This window comes from Flavobacterium cheongpyeongense (assembly GCF_003202435.1).
GTDB classification, from domain to species: Bacteria; Bacteroidota; Bacteroidia; order Flavobacteriales; family Flavobacteriaceae; genus Flavobacterium; species Flavobacterium cheongpyeongense.
Window position 1 is genome coordinate 312,809 of record NZ_QJHK01000003.1, and the last position, 15,570, is coordinate 328,378.

The 15,570-nt window shown below is 33.2% G+C and carries 14 protein-coding genes; 7 read left to right on the forward strand and 7 right to left on the reverse strand.

Going from position 1 to position 15,570, the window contains the following annotated elements; translation table 11 throughout:
* Positions 1 to 14 precede the first annotated feature (14 nt).
* Both DMB65_RS05530 and DMB65_RS05535 read left to right on the forward strand, forming a co-directional pair.
* Positions 15 to 1,364, forward strand: coding sequence for an O-antigen ligase family protein (locus DMB65_RS05530; protein ID WP_110305656.1), 1,350 nt, complete (start codon positions 15 to 17; stop codon positions 1,362 to 1,364).
* A 59-nt stretch (positions 1,365 to 1,423) separates the two neighbouring features.
* Positions 1,424 to 2,818 (forward strand): sugar transferase, encoded by a 1,395-nt coding sequence (locus DMB65_RS05535; protein ID WP_110305657.1) that lies wholly within the window; start codon positions 1,424 to 1,426, stop codon positions 2,816 to 2,818.
* A gap of 2 nt (positions 2,819 to 2,820) precedes the next feature.
* Here DMB65_RS05535 and DMB65_RS05540 read toward each other — a convergent pair whose 3' ends face one another.
* Together DMB65_RS05540 and DMB65_RS05545 are read right to left on the reverse strand one after the other, a co-directional pair.
* Positions 2,821 to 3,951, reverse strand: coding sequence for an Lnb N-terminal periplasmic domain-containing protein (locus DMB65_RS05540; protein WP_110305658.1), 1,131 nt, complete (start codon positions 3,949 to 3,951; stop codon positions 2,821 to 2,823).
* A gap of 25 nt (positions 3,952 to 3,976) precedes the next feature.
* Positions 3,977 to 5,044: a putative type IX sorting system protein PorV2 gene (locus DMB65_RS05545; RefSeq protein ID WP_449403995.1), complete on the reverse strand. Its 1,068-nt coding sequence runs from the start codon at positions 5,042 to 5,044 to the stop codon at positions 3,977 to 3,979.
* Between the two features lie 190 nt (positions 5,045 to 5,234).
* Between DMB65_RS05545 and DMB65_RS05550 the strand changes: the two genes are divergently transcribed.
* Together DMB65_RS05550 and DMB65_RS05555 are read left to right on the forward strand one after the other, a co-directional pair.
* Positions 5,235 to 5,960 carry a CDP-alcohol phosphatidyltransferase family protein gene (locus DMB65_RS05550; protein ID WP_110305659.1) on the forward strand — a complete coding sequence of 242 codons (726 nt, stop codon included), beginning with the start codon at positions 5,235 to 5,237 and terminating at the stop codon, positions 5,958 to 5,960.
* A gap of 1 nt (position 5,961) precedes the next feature.
* Entirely contained in the window at positions 5,962 to 6,813 is an 852-nt protein-coding gene (locus tag DMB65_RS05555; RefSeq protein ID WP_110305660.1) for a glycoside hydrolase family 25 protein, read from the forward strand.
* 73 nt (positions 6,814 to 6,886) lie between these two features.
* On the opposite strand, the gene lptB is transcribed toward DMB65_RS05555, so the two are convergent.
* The 4 genes from lptB to DMB65_RS05575 form a co-directional block, all read right to left on the reverse strand.
* Positions 6,887 to 7,627 (reverse strand): LPS export ABC transporter ATP-binding protein, encoded by a 741-nt coding sequence (gene lptB / locus DMB65_RS05560; RefSeq protein ID WP_012022391.1) that lies wholly within the window; start codon positions 7,625 to 7,627, stop codon positions 6,887 to 6,889.
* Positions 7,628 to 7,714: 87 nt separating this feature from the next.
* On the reverse strand, positions 7,715 to 8,068 hold the full coding sequence (locus DMB65_RS05565) for a carboxymuconolactone decarboxylase family protein (protein WP_110305661.1): 354 nt from the start codon (positions 8,066 to 8,068) through the stop codon (positions 7,715 to 7,717).
* Entirely contained in the window at positions 8,061 to 8,876 is an 816-nt protein-coding gene (gene tatC, locus DMB65_RS05570) for a twin-arginine translocase subunit TatC (protein ID WP_110305662.1), read from the reverse strand. The genes DMB65_RS05565 and tatC overlap by 8 nt, the downstream gene beginning before the upstream one ends.
* Positions 8,876 to 9,841 carry a KpsF/GutQ family sugar-phosphate isomerase gene (locus tag DMB65_RS05575; RefSeq protein ID WP_165834872.1) on the reverse strand — a complete coding sequence of 322 codons (966 nt, stop codon included), beginning with the start codon at positions 9,839 to 9,841 and terminating at the stop codon, positions 8,876 to 8,878. Before DMB65_RS05575 ends, tatC begins: the two co-directional genes overlap by 1 nt.
* An 85-nt stretch (positions 9,842 to 9,926) precedes the next feature.
* On the opposite strand from DMB65_RS05575, the gene recQ reads away from it, so the two are divergent.
* Complete coding sequence (recQ, locus tag DMB65_RS05580; RefSeq protein WP_110305663.1) at positions 9,927 to 12,119, forward strand: DNA helicase RecQ; 2,193 nt, start codon at positions 9,927 to 9,929, stop codon at positions 12,117 to 12,119.
* Between the two features lie 63 nt (positions 12,120 to 12,182).
* Here recQ and DMB65_RS05585 read toward each other — a convergent pair whose 3' ends face one another.
* Entirely contained in the window at positions 12,183 to 12,425 is a 243-nt protein-coding gene (locus DMB65_RS05585) for a hypothetical protein (RefSeq protein ID WP_110305664.1), read from the reverse strand.
* Positions 12,426 to 12,535: 110 nt separating this feature from the next.
* Here DMB65_RS05585 and DMB65_RS05590 point away from each other — a divergent pair, with 110 nt between their 5' ends.
* On the forward strand, positions 12,536 to 14,122 hold the full coding sequence (locus tag DMB65_RS05590; protein ID WP_110305665.1) for an NAD(P)/FAD-dependent oxidoreductase: 1,587 nt from the start codon (positions 12,536 to 12,538) through the stop codon (positions 14,120 to 14,122).
* 615 nt (positions 14,123 to 14,737) lie between these two features.
* Entirely contained in the window at positions 14,738 to 15,547 is an 810-nt protein-coding gene (locus DMB65_RS05595) for a polysaccharide lyase family 7 protein (protein WP_110305666.1), read from the forward strand.
* Positions 15,548 to 15,570: the final 23 nt, after the last annotated feature.

A 15,570-nucleotide genomic window follows, 5' to 3' on the forward strand; every position in this document is an offset into this window, starting at 1 on the left:
TAGTCAAAATTAAAATGAATAACATTCGATTATCTTATTTTTATCTTTTAATAATCCATGCATTAATTGCTTTGGTCGTTTTTGTTGTTCCTTTCGTATCAAAAATTTATGCGCTTTTAATTCCTGTTATTGGGTTTTACTTTGTCTATATAACCAAAAACAAAAATAACGAAGTTCTTATTATCGCTGCATATATGGTGGGTGTTGAGGTTTTTTTACGAATGACGGGAGGGAATTTTAATAATGAATATGTCAAAGTAAATGTGATTTTTTTCATGTTTTTGGGTATGACATATAGTAATTTTTCTATGAATGCTTTTGTGTATTGGGCTTTTTTATTGCTATTAATTCCAGGTATTTTAGTCACATCCTCAAATGCCAGTTTTAATTCAGATGTTCGAAAATTATTGGTTTTTAATTTATCAGGCCCGGTATGTTTAGCAATTTCAGCTATTTATATGTATAAAAGAAGGGTCTTGTTTTCCGATTTACAGAATGTTGTAGTTACAATGGGATTACCTGTTGTTACAACTGCAGTCTATTTATTCTTATATAATCCAAGTGTGAAAGATGTTATTACTGGAACACAATCCAATTTTGAAACATCCGGTGGTTTTGGCCCTAATCAGGTTTCTACTGTTTTAGGTTTAGGAATGTTTGTTTTTTTTACGCAATTAATTTTGTTCTCAAAAACAAAAAAGATGATGATTTTGAATGGGTTGTTGCTGCTCTTTATAAGTTATAGGGCTGTTGTTACTTTTTCAAGGGGAGGCGTCATGACTGCAGTAATCATGATTATGTGCTTACTATTTTTATTGTATTATTTCTCCAACTCAAAAAGCAGGACAAAATTTACTTTAGTTTTTGTCTTAACGGGCTTAATGGCAGTAGGTATCTGGACGTATAGTTCATTGCAGACTTCAGGTCTGATTAATAAACGTTATGCAAATCAGGATGCGGCAGGAAGAACAAAAAAAGATCGTTTGGGAGGAAGAGAAGAAATTATGGATGCAGAACTTAGACTCTTTATAGATAATCCTGTTACAGGTGTTGGGGCAGGAATGGGAAAACAGGTAAGAAAAGAGTTTTTTGGGATGGAAATTGCGTCACACAATGAAATAACACGTATGTTGAGTGAGCACGGACTATTTGGTATTTTTGGTCTGCTGATACTTTTTATCACTCCATTTATTCTTTATATTAACAATAGACAGCATTTATATTTCTTGTCATTTTATTTTTTTTGGCTCCTGACGATTAATCATGCTGCTATGCGAATAGCTGCTCCTGCTTTTGTTTATGCTTTGTCACTTCTTTTAGTTCAGGTGAAAATTCCTGAAAAAGCAGAAAATTCAGTCGATTAAATTGTGTTTTTTATAATACATTTGTCTCAGATTAAAGAGCTTCAAATCAAATACTATATATGCAAACAAACAAAAAAATGCATTTTGAAATTTCAGAAAGAAAAGTACTTCTTAGGCTTTTTGATATTGCTTTTATTTTGCTTGCTTTGTATCTAATGGATATGTTTTTTTATTATCCATACTTTAATTTGGATAATGCACATTATTTTAGGCCAGTTTTACTCATTGTTTATCTTAGCGGTTTCGGGGCGATCTTCGAGATGTATAATCTTCAGATTGCCAGCAATCAGTTCCAGATCCTCAGAAGCGTTACCCTAACGGTGACAACAGCTACTTTGGTGTATTTATTTACCCCTATTTTATCCCCGGAACTCCCAAAACAACGATTGATTATTCTGATTTTTTATTTTACAATTCTTGGGGCTTTATTGCTTTGGCGTTTTTTTTACGTTTTCTTTTTAGCAACCCATCGATTTTCACAAAACGTAATTTTAATTTGTAATAAACATCAAGCTGATGAACTCGTTTTGGGACTTGAAAATGTTGATCCTCATTATAAGATTATTGGTTTTGTAAATTCAGATTTTTTGGATAAGCAAGATTTTTCTTTGAATTATATAAAAGAAATTGAAAAAGATAATTTATTGAATTTTGTTAGAGAAAATAATATTTCTGAAATTATAATAGCTTCACAAAAGACAGAAGGTATTACAGCTGATTTATATCAGGATTTGCTTCATTTGCTTGAGTCGGGAAACATTATCAGAGAATATACACAGGTTTACGAAAGCAAAACGCAACGTATTCCGGTTCAGTATATTGCCAGAGATTTTTATCGCTTTTTTCCATTTAGCCGTAGTAATAATAATAAGCTGTATTTATTGTTAGTGGGCTTTATTGAACTTGTTTTTTCCTTAGTTGGTCTGGTTTTTTGTGCGTTTTTTATTCCTTTAATTTTTATATTTAATTCCTTTTGGAATAAAGGCCCGTTATTTTACACACAAGAACGTGTAGGTAAAAACGGAAAAGTGTTTCAAATTTATAAATTCAGGACAATGGTTGAAAATTCTGAAAGTAATGGAGCTGTTTTTGCAAAATCAAATGATAAAAGGATTACGCCATTTGGAAAATTCATGCGCAAAACAAGGATTGATGAATTTCCACAATTTATAAATGTGTTAAAAGGAGATATGGCTATTATTGGACCAAGACCAGAACGACCATTTTTTGTTAAGGAAATTGCCGAAATAATGCCTTTCTATGAAACCCGTCATGTAATTAAACCCGGTCTGACTGGCTGGGCACAAGTGAATTATTCATACGGAGAATCTATAGAGGAAAGTTTGATAAAGCTTCAATACGACTTATATTATATTAAGCATCGAAGTATATTTCTGGATTTAAGTATTACCTTCAAAACCATAACTACAGTTTTATTCTACCGGGGTCAATAATCTTAGATTATTATCGGAATTCTTTTTTTATTTCTAATAGCTACTCTTACCAAAACAACTCCACTAGTAACAATCATTGGTAAAACAATTAAAAAGTGTGCTTTGTTAATTATGAAAAGCGTATAAATTATTAATAAGATAAAATGTAAGACAGCTGATTTGTAAGTCCATTTTTTGTTGTTAAGTACTGAGAAAATAATTAAAACCAATAAAACCGGACTAAATAATAGAAGGTTATAATTCATCGCCAATTCGTGATGGAAAGAATAAAATCCCATTGAAACAAAAAAGATTCCCATTATTGATAAAATAAATAAATAGATTTTATCAACAAACCTTTTGTTTATGAGGATAATAAAGCTAAGCATAATAATATAGCTGTAAATATTATTCCACCAGGAAGAAGGGCTTTCTTTTTCAAAATTTAAAATAGTTTTGCTTTTACTTACAAAGGCATGATTTTGAAAAGTTGTTTTCTCTAAACTGTTTTTCAGTTCAAAGGGAAGGAATATCTTAGTGCCTAACTGATCTACTTTTGTTCCAAAAATAATGCTGGTGCCTAACTTTTCATAAAAGTGACCATCAAAATAAGGGAATAAAATACTTCTGTATGTTTTATCCGTATTTTCCTTTTTGGTAATTACGTCTTTTTTTAATGTTTTATTAATGACATCAACCACCATTGAAGTACAGTTTTTATCAATGAATTTGTAGGTATAATAACGATTTTCTGAAAGAAGCGTAGTGTTTAGATTGTCGAAAAGCTTTTGTTTGGCATCTTGTGGAATAAGAAGCTCCTGTTCATAAACGCTTCTTTTTTCATAGTTGTATTCATTTATAAAATCAGCGTAAGAATGTGTAATTACGAAATACTGTAAGTCTCCTTTTGCAAATTTGGCCACAAAATTTGGGGTTCTGAAATCAAATGCGCCATAATTGTATACAACATCAATGTTGTTTGAAGGATCAGAAACACGAATTGCTGTATGTCCAAAAAAAGAATAAGATTCGTTGCCAAGACCACATGTTAATACACTTACATGTGCTCCTTTTGATAAGGGTAAACTTTGTCCAAAACTAAAATTGAACATCAGTAATAACAATATTATTTTTTGAAATGTAAAACCTCTCATTGCTGGATTTTTTTAATAATAAATCTTATCTGAAGATTCCTAAATCTACTTTAAGTGAAAAAATATTAGAGTAAAGAGCTGTACTTTGATTTCCTAAATCAGTCAGTGCATAATCAACCTGAATTCCTTTATATTTAAAACCAAGTCCGATATTAGGCTGAAAATTTAATTTTTCGGAATTGTCTAATTGCGTCACGTTTTGAAAGTTTCCTACTCCTCCTCTTAAAAAAACAAGTTCTGTATAGCCAAATTCAAGTCCCAACGCCGGATCAATGCTCACAATATTGGATGAAATTATATCATTTGTCTGTTCAAAACGCATATTTAAATTTGTCGCAACCAAAAGACTTGTGTCATTATGAAATTCAAACTTCCTTGAAATTCCTAATTGTGCCTTTGGTAAAGTAATTTCAGTACTTTCTGGTAATTCCTGATTTTCTCCGGGAATAGCATCTGAGATTTTTTTATATTCCTCTTCATCAATATTCCAAACGTTGTAGGTAGTTGTAATATCCCGAAGCATCAGTCCGAATTTCCAGTCGTTTTTCTCAAACTGGAGACCAAAATCAAATCCAAATCCCCATGAATTTGCAAATTTTCCAATCACACGTCTAATGATTTTAGCATTTACTCCATATTGAAATCCTTCAATGGGTAATTTTCTGGCGTACGAAAACGTAAACCCATAATCTGCTGTAGAGAACAAACTAATTCGATTATAGTCAATATTACCTTGATTGTCGATTAGCTGGGTAGTGTCCATAATGTCATCTACCCCAAAACGAATCATCGAAATTCCCCACACACTCCTGTCGTCAATAGGACTAGCGTACCCAATATAATCGTATTGTGCAATATTAGCAAAATAGTTGGCATGCATTAACGAGATTTGATGATCTGCAAGATGTGTTAGACCTGCCGGATTCCAATATACAGAATTGACATCATTAGTAGAAGCCACAACAGCACTTGACATCCCAAGGGCAGCAGCATCTACCCCAATATTCATAAATTCATTCGAATATTTTCGGACGGTCTGTGCATAATGTGAAGTGCAATTCCAAAACAATAAAAATACTAAGATTTTTTTCAACGTATTTATTTTTTCAAACCTAAGCTTGTTTAATTTTTTACCAAAAATATAATTTTTTACCGAGCTTATTTCTTCCTTTTGATAAATAATGTAAAAGTCAGATGTCAGAATAAAAAACTCTATTAAAAACGCATATAACATTGAGTTATTATGCTAAATTTGTTCTCTATGTTTATCAAATTTATAAAAAATGAATATTAAAAAACACATTCCTAATTTAATTACACTAATCAATCTTTTTTGTGGCTGTGTTGCAGTAGTTTTTGTTTCGGGAAAAAATTATGAAATGGCCTTTTATATGGTTTGCTTAGGAATATTTTTTGATTTTTTTGATGGTTTTTTTGCCAGATTATTTAAAGTTTCAAGCCCTCTTGGTTTACAGTTGGATTCTTTGGCAGATATGGTAACCAGCGGGGTAGTGCCGGGATATGTTATGTACAGTTTGTTTGTAAAAAGTGCCAATCCTAATGATGTAATCGCTTCTGCTTTTATTCCGTTTTTAGGATTTATTGTAACCTTGGGATCGTGCTACCGATTAGCTAATTTTAACATAGATACACGTCAGACGGATTCTTTTATAGGTTTGCCAACGCCTGCAAATGCACTTTTTATATTGAGTCTGCCTTTAGTAATTCAGTATTCAGATTCTTTTATGTTATTCGAAATCTTAACTAATCATTCGGTTTTGCTGGCTATTGTGCTGTCCAGTGCTTATATTTTGAATGCTGAAATTCCGCTATTTGCATTAAAAGTTAAAAAGTTTACTTTCAAAGATAATGTACTTCAGATTGTGTTTTTAGCAATTTCTATTGTTTTGCTTTTGTTGCTTCACTTTAGTGCAGTTCCTGTAATTATCATTTTTTATGTATTGTTATCAGTGATTAATAATAAATTTTTGAAAAAAGTAGTTCGTTAGAATGGCAAGAAAAGCGACTTATCGTAAAACCACTTCCAGAAAAACCGGCAGATCTATTTTTAGCAGGATAGTACGTTTTATTTCTTTATCAATTTTTGCATTATTTTTTGTTGCAATTATCTATCACTATCGCAGAGGATTAGCCTATTATTTAGGTTTTAAAACTAATAAGTTGTCCGAAAAAGAAATTGAAGATAAGCGATTGTCTGATATTCGTAATTTTCAGGTTCTGGTAAAACATGAAGGGAAATCAATCGGACTGGATGTGTCTGAATATCAGGGTAAAATAAGCTGGTCGTATGTAGATACTTTAGAGCAAAAATACCCATTGGATTTTGTCTTTATCAGGGCTACGGTAGGCAGAGACAGAAAGGATTTTCAGTTTAAAAGAAACTGGATAGGTGCCAAGAAAAATAATATGATTCGTGGGGCATATCATTATTATCGTCCAAATGAAAATTCGATTGAGCAGGCTAATTTGTTTATTAAAACAGTAAAATTAGAAAAAGGAGATTTGCCACCGGTTTTGGATATCGAAAAATTGCCAAAAAATCAATCTCTTGATAGTTTGAAAAAAGGATTAAAACGCTGGCTGTTAAAAGTAGAAAACCATTACAAAGTACGCCCGATAATTTATACAGGAGAACGATATTATGCAGATTTTCTAAAAGATGAATTTGGGGAATATCTTTTTTGGATTGCCAATTACAATTTTTACAGAGAGAAAATCGAAGAGGACTGGCTTTTTTGGCAGTTCACTGAAAAAGCAACTGTCCCCGGAATTGAGCGTACAGTTGATATAAATATTTATAACGGAGATTTACAGCAATTGCAATATATAACTGTGGATTAGTCTTTTTTGAAAAATTGTAAAATGTGATAAGTAAAAAGCAAAACAGGCATTTCACCTTCACATTTTACTAATTTTAAAACTCCAGTTTCTTTTTACGTAATTCGAAATTTTGTCCCAAATAAACACGGCGAACCATTTCGTCTTCAACTAATTCCTCAGGAACTCCTGCTTTCAGAATTCCACCTTCAAACATTAGGTACGTTTTGTCGGTAATAGCCAAGGTTTCCTGAACGTTGTGGTCGGTAATTAAAATTCCAATGTTCTTGTTTTTTAACTGAGCTACAATTCTCTGAATATCTTCAACCGCAACAGGGTCAACTCCGGCAAAAGGTTCATCCAGTAAGATGAATTTTGGGTCTGTGGCCAGAGCACGAGCAATTTCGGTACGGCGTCGTTCACCTCCAGAAAGTAGATCACCACGGTTCGTACGAATATGCTCCAGGCTAAATTCTTCTATTAAACTCTCCATCTTTGCAATTTGAGCTTCTTTTGAAAGTTTAGTTAATTGTAATACACTCAGGATATTATCTTCAATGCTTAGCTTCCTAAAAACAGATGCCTCCTGTGCCAGATAACCAATTCCCTGCTGTGCACGTTTGTACATTGGATAATCGGTAATATTTAAATCATCTAAATAAATATTTCCCTGATTTGGTTTTACCAATCCAACAATCATATAAAAAGAGGTTGTCTTTCCGGCACCATTTGGGCCCAAAAGCCCCACGATTTCCCCCTGATTTACTTCAACAGAAATTCCTTTTACAACACTGCGTCCTTTGTAGGTTTTGATTAAATTATCGGCTCTTAATTTCATTTTCTTAGTTTAATCGTTTAAACGTTCAAATCGTTTATTCGGCACAAATTAACGAATAAACGATTCAACAAATAAAGCTATTAACAATTATTTAGTTTCAGCTTCCTCTAAAGCTTCCCAAAATTCGTAAGCTCTTCTTAAATGCGGAATGACAATTGTTCCTCCAACCAAAGTTGCGATTCCCATAGCTTCCATCATTTCTTCCTTAGTAACGCCCTCTTTATGGCTTGTTTCCAAATGATATTTTACGCAGTCATCACAGCGTAAAACTGCAGAGGCTACTAAGCCCAGAAGTTCTTTTGTTTTGATATCCAAAGCTCCTGGTGCATAGGCATTAGTGTCAAGATTAAAAATTCGCTTTACAATTTTATTGTTATCGGCAAGTAATTTTTCGTTCATTTTAGAACGATAGTCGTTAAATTCTTGAATAATATCAGACATTTTCTTTGTTTTTATTATTATAAACAATTTTGGATATAAGAATACTAATTTCGTATATAATTAACATTGGTATCGCTACAATTGTTTGACTTACAACATCTGGGGGAGTAACGATTGCAGCTACAATAAGAATGATAACTACAGCATATTTCCAGTATTTTCTTAAAAAATCAGGTGTTACCAAGCCTAATTTGGTTAAAAAGTAGATAATGATTGGTAACTCAAAAAATAATCCACTGGCAAGAATACTTGTTTTTACCATCCCCATGTAAGAAGATAAAGTAAATTGGTTTTGAACAAGATCACTCACAGAAAATGTTGCAACAAAATTTACCGACATCGGAATTACAACATAATAACCAAATATAACACCTAAGAAAAAAAGTAATGAAGAGGCAAAAATAAACAACTTTGCATTTTTTCTTTCTTTCTCATATAAAGCAGGACTGATGAACTTCCATATCTCCCATAATATATAAGGGAAACCCAGAATAAATCCGCATAAAATACACATCCATACAAATATGTTAACCTGACCTTCCATTTCAGTATTTTGAATGATGAAATTCATTTCAGTAATACAAATACTGTCAGCAAATCCTAATTGATGTGATAAGTCGCAAAACCATTGATAGGTAAAAAATGAAGGTCTTGTAGGGCCTAATAATATAACATCGAACAGATAATCGCTAATAAAGTAGGTGAAAAAAGCCATTACAAGTATGGCAATTGTACTTCTTACCAATAACCATCTTAATTCTTCAAGATGATCTAAAAAAGACATTTCGTTAAGATTTTTCTTTGCCATTATACAATCCCTTCTTTTAATATATCATGTAAATGCAATACACCTTTGTATTGCCCATCGTCAGAAACAATCAATTGTGTTATCGAAAAATCTTCTAAAATATTCAGGGCATCTACGGCCATGGCGTTTGAAGAAACTAATTTTGGGTTTTTACTCATAATATCTTTGGCTGTTAAATCTGCTATTGAATCTCGGTCGTTTAGCATTCTTCTTATATCTCCGTCAGTAATAATTCCTATTATTTTGTCATTTTCGATAACAGCAGTTACACCAAGTCTTTTTTCGGAGATTTCAAAAATTACTTTTTTGACAGATGTGTCCGGCGAAACCATCGGCTTTAAAGAATTCTCAATCATGTCTTTTACGCGGAGTAATAATTTTTTTCCTAAAGCTCCTCCAGGATGATAAACCGCAAAATCTTCGGGTTTAAAATCACGCATTTCCATAAGACAGACAGCAAGAGCGTCACCCATGACAAGCTGTGCTGTTGTACTGTTTGTAGGAGCCAGATTTATAGGGCAGGCTTCCATCTCAACAGTGGTGTTTAAAACATAATCAGAACCTTTTGCTAAAAACGAAGTTATATTTCCAGTCATTCCAATCAAAATATTTCCAAAACGTTTTAGTAAAGGGACTAAGGCTTTGATTTCAGGACTGTTACCGCTTTTTGAAATACAAATGATAATATCGTCGTTTTGAATCATTCCTAAATCGCCATGAATCGCTTCAGATGCATGAAGAAACATCGAAGGCGTTCCGGTTGAATTGAATGTGGCAACCATTTTTTGTGCAATGATGGCACTTTTTCCAATGCCTGTAACAATTAATCGGCCTTTTGTTTCGTAAATACGTTGGGTTGCCTCGTAAAAATTTTCATCAAGAAAATCAATTAGCTTTGTAATTGCTTCGCTTTCAGAGAGTATTGTTTTTTTTGCGATAGCTAAAATATTTTCTTTTGTAACCAAAACAGGAAAGTTAAAATTTGTGAATGTGAAAGAAATTTGTATCTTTATAATGCAAATTTATACAAAAATACCATTAATATAAAGAATGAATTCAAACGAAATTGAAATACATAAAGAATTAAAGAAGTATTTCGGCTTTAGCCAATTTAAGGGTTTGCAGGAACAAGTCATTACAAGTATTTTAAATAAAAAAAATACTTTTGTAATTATGCCAACCGGAGGTGGTAAATCTCTTTGTTATCAACTGCCTGCTTTAATTCAGGACGGAACAGCTATCGTTGTTTCTCCTCTAATTGCATTAATGAAAAATCAGGTTGATGCCATTCGAAGTCTTTCTTCGGAAAATGGGATCGCTCATGTGCTGAATTCATCTTTAACAAAAACAGAAATTGCTCAGGTAAAAAAAGATATTACCTCTGGTATGACCAAGCTTTTATATGTTGCTCCGGAGTCCCTGACAAAAGAAGAATATGTAGCTTTTTTACAAAGTGTGCCTATTTCATTTGTAGCAATTGATGAAGCACATTGTATTTCAGAATGGGGTCATGATTTCAGACCTGAATATCGAAATCTGAAAAATATCATTAAGCAATTAGGAAAAGTTCCAATTATAGGGCTTACTGCTACTGCAACTCCAAAAGTTCAGGAAGATATTTTGAAAAACCTGGATATGTCCGATGCGAATACCTTTAAAGCATCATTTAACAGACCAAACTTATACTACGAAGTTCGTACTAAAACTAAAAATATCGAATCAGATATTATTCGGTTTATTAAACAACATAAAGGGAAATCCGGAATTATTTACTGCCTAAGCCGTAAAAAAGTAGAATCGATTGCCGAAGTTTTACAGGTAAACGGAATCAGCGCTGTTCCGTATCACGCAGGTTTAGATGCTAAAACCCGTGCCAAACATCAGGACATGTTTTTGATGGAAGATGTTGATGTGGTAGTCGCTACAATCGCATTTGGAATGGGAATCGATAAACCGGATGTTCGTTTTGTAATTCATCATGATATTCCAAAATCTCTCGAAAGTTATTATCAGGAAACAGGTCGTGCCGGACGTGATGGAGGAGAAGGACATTGTTTAGCTTACTACTCTTATAAAGATGTAGAAAAGCTAGAGAAATTTATGTCTGGTAAACCGGTAGCCGAACAGGAAATAGGTTTTGCTTTATTACAGGAAGTTGTGGCTTACGCCGAAACATCAATGTCAAGAAGAAAGTTTCTTTTGCACTATTTTGGTGAAGAATTTCCGGATGACGGTGATGGAGCTGATATGGATGATAATGTTCGTAATCCTAAAAATAAAATTGAAGCAAAAGATCAGGTTGTTAAATTGTTAGAAATTGTTCGTGACACCAAGCATATTTACAAATCAAAAGAAATTGTTTTTACATTAATAGGGCGTATTAATGCTGTTATAAAAGCACACAGGACAGATGCTCAGTCTTATTTTGGATCCGGATCTGATCATGATGAAAAGTATTGGATGGCATTGCTGAGACAAGTACTTGTAACAGGTTATTTATCGAAAGATATTGAAACATACGGTGTGGTGAAAATTACTCAGGAAGGTTTGGGTTTTATTGAAAAACCGGTTTCGTTTATGATGTCTGAAGATCATGAATATAACGAATCTGAAGATGATGCTATTGTTACCGCAGCAAAATCATCCGGAACTGCAGATGAAGTTTTAATGGGAATGTTACGTGAATTGCGTAAAAAAGTAGCCAAAAAACTTGGAGTTCCTCCTTTTGTAGTTTTTCAGGATCCATCTCTTGAGGATATGGCTTTAAAATACCCGATTACCTTAACCGAATTGTACAATATTCACGGAGTTGGTGAAGGGAAAGCTAAAAAATATGGTAACGATTTTATTGCTTTAATAAGTCGCTATGTAGAGGATAATGACGTTATTCGTCCGGATGATTTAGTAGTGAAATCTACCGGAGTCAATTCAGCCAATAAATTATATATCATTCAGAATATAGATCGAAAATTACCATTAAGTGATATTGCTTCTGCCAAAGGGCTTTCTATGGATGCCCTGATTAAAGAAATGGAAATGATTGTGTATGCAGGAACTAAATTAAATATCAAATATTGGGTTGATGATATGCTTGATGATGATCAGCAGGAAGAAATTCACGATTATTTCATGGAATCAGAATCTGATAAAATCGAAGATGCACTTAAGGAATTCGATGGTGAATATGATATTGATGAATTACGACTGATGCGTATTAAATTTATTAGTGAAGTAGCGAATTAAAAAAGCTTACAGTCTCAGTTTCTAGTTTACAGTTTTTTACTGAGACTGAAAACTGAGACTAAATTATTCCTCACTATACACTTCCCCACGATGTGGTTTCAAGGCGTCTCTTACGACAATCATGTTTTCATCGGTAACAACCATAAAAGCGGTTGCGTGTATGTCGTTTATGATTTTAAAACCCGTTATATTTAAGGGAAGTTTTTCGATTGCGATATATTCTTTCAAATGAATTTCATGATGTTCCGCAGTTTTAGCAGAAGCAGGACCACGAAAATCCCAAATTAGTTTTATTTTTCTGGACATTATTATAGATGTAAAGTTTCAAAGATACAAAGGTACAAAGTCTCAGTGCAAAATGTTATTTTTGCATATTCTTTTCATAAATAGAAAAGCTAATTGATAAATAAGATACAATGCCAAGAGAACTTTTACTTCAGGTGACGCCGGAAATAGCTGCAAACGAATTGTTGCTAAAAGACTATCTATCTAAACAAATTAAAGTTTCTCCCAAAGAAATTCAGCATGTTTCGATTCTGAAACGTTCTATTGATGCACGACAAAAAGCTGTCAAAATTAACCTTAAAGTAACTATCTATTTAAAAGGAGAAGCTTTTCAGGAAACCAAAATAGAATTACCAATATATAAAGACGTTTCAAAAGCGCAGGAAGTAATTGTAGTGGGTGCTGGTCCGGCAGGGCTTTTTGCAGCATTGCAATTAGTTGAATTAGGTCTAAAGCCAATTGTAATAGAGCGTGGAAAAGATGTTCGCGGACGCCGGCGCGACTTAAAAGCAATAAATCGGGAACATATCGTAAACGAGGATTCTAATTATTGTTTTGGAGAAGGCGGTGCAGGAACATATTCTGATGGAAAGCTATATACACGTTCTAAAAAACGTGGCGATGTAACCAGAATTTTAGAACTTTTGGTGGCATTTGGCGCTTCTGGAGATATTTTGGTAGAAGCACATCCGCATATTGGAACTAATAAATTGCCTAAAATAATCGAAGACATTCGTAATAAAATTATCGAATTTGGCGGTCAGGTTTTGTTTGATACCCGGGTTACGGATATTTTGGTGAAAAATAATGAAGTAGAAGGGGTCGTAACTCAAAGCGGAGACAGGATTCTTGCCAATAAATTGATTTTGGCAACCGGTCATTCAGCCCGGGATATTTTTGAATTATTAGACAGAAAGAAAATTTTTATCGAAGCCAAGCCTTTTGCTTTAGGTGTTCGTGCAGAACACTCACAAGAATTGATAGACAGCATTCAGTATAGCTGTGATTATCGTGGCGAACATTTGCCACCTGCACCCTATTCTATAGTGAAACAAGTTAACGGACGCGGAATGTATTCGTTTTGTATGTGTCCGGGAGGAGTAATTGCACCTTGCGCAACGAGTCCGGGTGAAGTGGTTACAAATGGCTGGTCACCATCAAAACGTGATCAGGCAACTGCAAATTCCGGAATTGTAATCGAATTGAAACTGGAAGATTTTAAACCTTTTGCAAAATTTGGCGCCTTGGCCGGAATGGAGTTTCAAAAAAGCATAGAACAAAAAGCTTGGTACCTGGCTGGACACTCGAGCGTTAGCGAACAGGTGAAGCAAACTCAAAAAGTCCCTGCACAGAGAATGGTTGATTTTACCCAAAATAAAGTCTCTGCAGCTATTCCAAAAACCTCTTATGTGCCCGGAACGACTTCAGTTGAACTGGGGCAGGTTTTCCCGGGATTTTTGTCACAGATATTACGCGAAGGATTTAAAGAGTTCGGTAAATCAATGCGTGGATATTTAACGAATGAAGCGATTTTGCATGCGCCGGAAAGCCGGACTTCATCACCAGTTCGTATTCCGAGAGATCCTTTGACTTTAGAACATTTGCAGATCAAAGGCTTGTATCCTTGCGGAGAGGGAGCCGGATATGCTGGAGGGATTATTTCTGCAGCAATTGATGGTGAAAAATGTGCATTGATGATTGCCGGGTCTTTGAAGTAATTTATTTTTGTTTTATTTCCCGGGATCATTAAATCACGAAAAAAGCCATAGCTAAATTAAAAAAAGAACTGGTTTCAAAAATTCGCATGAAGTTTTAAATGAGATTTATAAAAAACAGTAATATCTGGCCAATTTCCGGGTAAAATATGTTTAAACGTTTAGGATATGATTTTGTTTTTATTCACTCGAAAGTGAGTAAATGAAAATGTATTTTAAACAAATCTAAAAAGAGGATATTTTTTTGTACGAAATCACCTTGTAATTATAAGCTTTATTAAAGAAAACAGGTTTTTTTTCTAAAATTGCAGAATTCTCATTTCTAAAATATTCAATGATTCAGTAATTATTTCTGGTTTTTATTAGTTTTGTGTATTTAGGTTTGTTTTTGATTGTAAATTCTCATTTTAATGCCTGTTTTTTAAATAAATAAAAAAAAATATGCAAAAAAAATATAATGAATTTAAAAAAAAAGATATATTTTTATGCAATCGATTACAAATAGATATTTTGATTAATTATTTATTGGTTATTTTTTTTAAAAAACCTATCTTTAATTTTTGTTTTCCATTTTCCTTTTGAAATCAGAACATTATCTAATCCAAAAACAGCGAAAAAATGAAAAAAATTAGAACCTACCTTTTATTATTACTGACAAGTACTTCTTTTCTAATTCATGCACAAAAAGCACCAAAGATTGATTTAAACCTATGGAAGTTAACAATACCTGAGGGTTCGGTTACTACATACAAAGCACCAAAAATTTTGGATTATGCTGAAAATAAGGAGATTCAGAAATTTATGTTTAATGACTATAACGACAGGTCTTTAGTGTTTTATGTATATCCGTCTATAAAGTCTAAAAGATCTTTTAATAAAACAGATTTAAAAGAACAAAACTCTTTTGGCGGTGATGCAAGTTGGTCTTTTAAACAAGGAGCTAAATTAAAGGCATCATTAAAAATGGGGGAAATTTATAAAAAGAATGATCAGTATCCACGGATTATATTTGCTCAGATAGGGGGAAGATTAAAAGAAGAACAGGTTAACCAGATAGGTGCAAGAGATAAAAGTGCTCCATCCATATTAAAAGTTTATTGGGACAATGGCTATGTGAAATTAAGATCAAAAAGACTTGCTGATCCTTCCATTACCGGAGTAGATGTGCTAAAAGAGGATTCATGGATCGATGACGACGGCTATACTTTTAAAAATAAGGTAGATTTTGATAAATTTAATTTTCAAATTGAAATTAGTGACGGAAAGATGGAAGTTAGTGTGAATGGTGAAAAAAAGGTATATTCAGGAGGTGATTATAAGTTATGGAATTCATTTGATAATTATTTCACAGTAGGATGTAATCTTCAGGGTGATGAAATTGGAGCTTATGCAAATGTGAAGTTCTACTCTTTAGATGTTACTCACTAAAAACCTCCTTTTTTATAAAAACA

Excerpts from the sequence above, each read along its gene's own strand:
- DMB65_RS05555 (WP_110305660.1), top strand. The coding sequence starts at position 5,962 with ATGGCAAGAAAAGCGACTTATCGTAAAACCACTTCCAGAAAAACCGGC.
- lptB (WP_012022391.1), bottom strand. The coding sequence starts at position 7,627 with ATGAAATTAAGAGCCGATAATTTAATCAAAACCTACAAAGGACGCAGT.
- DMB65_RS05590 (WP_110305665.1), top strand. The coding sequence starts at position 12,536 with ATGCCAAGAGAACTTTTACTTCAGGTGACGCCGGAAATAGCTGCAAAC.
- DMB65_RS05550 (WP_110305659.1), top strand. The coding sequence starts at position 5,235 with ATGAATATTAAAAAACACATTCCTAATTTAATTACACTAATCAATCTT.
- recQ (WP_110305663.1), top strand. The coding sequence starts at position 9,927 with ATGAATTCAAACGAAATTGAAATACATAAAGAATTAAAGAAGTATTTC.
- tatC (WP_110305662.1), bottom strand. The coding sequence starts at position 8,876 with ATGGCAAAGAAAAATCTTAACGAAATGTCTTTTTTAGATCATCTTGAA.
- DMB65_RS05595 (WP_110305666.1), top strand. The coding sequence starts at position 14,738 with ATGAAAAAAATTAGAACCTACCTTTTATTATTACTGACAAGTACTTCT.
- DMB65_RS05535 (WP_110305657.1), top strand. The coding sequence starts at position 1,424 with ATGCAAACAAACAAAAAAATGCATTTTGAAATTTCAGAAAGAAAAGTA.
- DMB65_RS05540 (WP_110305658.1), bottom strand. The coding sequence starts at position 3,951 with ATGAGAGGTTTTACATTTCAAAAAATAATATTGTTATTACTGATGTTC.
- DMB65_RS05565 (WP_110305661.1), bottom strand. The coding sequence starts at position 8,068 with ATGTCTGATATTATTCAAGAATTTAACGACTATCGTTCTAAAATGAAC.
- DMB65_RS05530 (WP_110305656.1), top strand. The coding sequence starts at position 15 with ATGAATAACATTCGATTATCTTATTTTTATCTTTTAATAATCCATGCA.
- DMB65_RS05585 (WP_110305664.1), bottom strand. The coding sequence starts at position 12,425 with ATGTCCAGAAAAATAAAACTAATTTGGGATTTTCGTGGTCCTGCTTCT.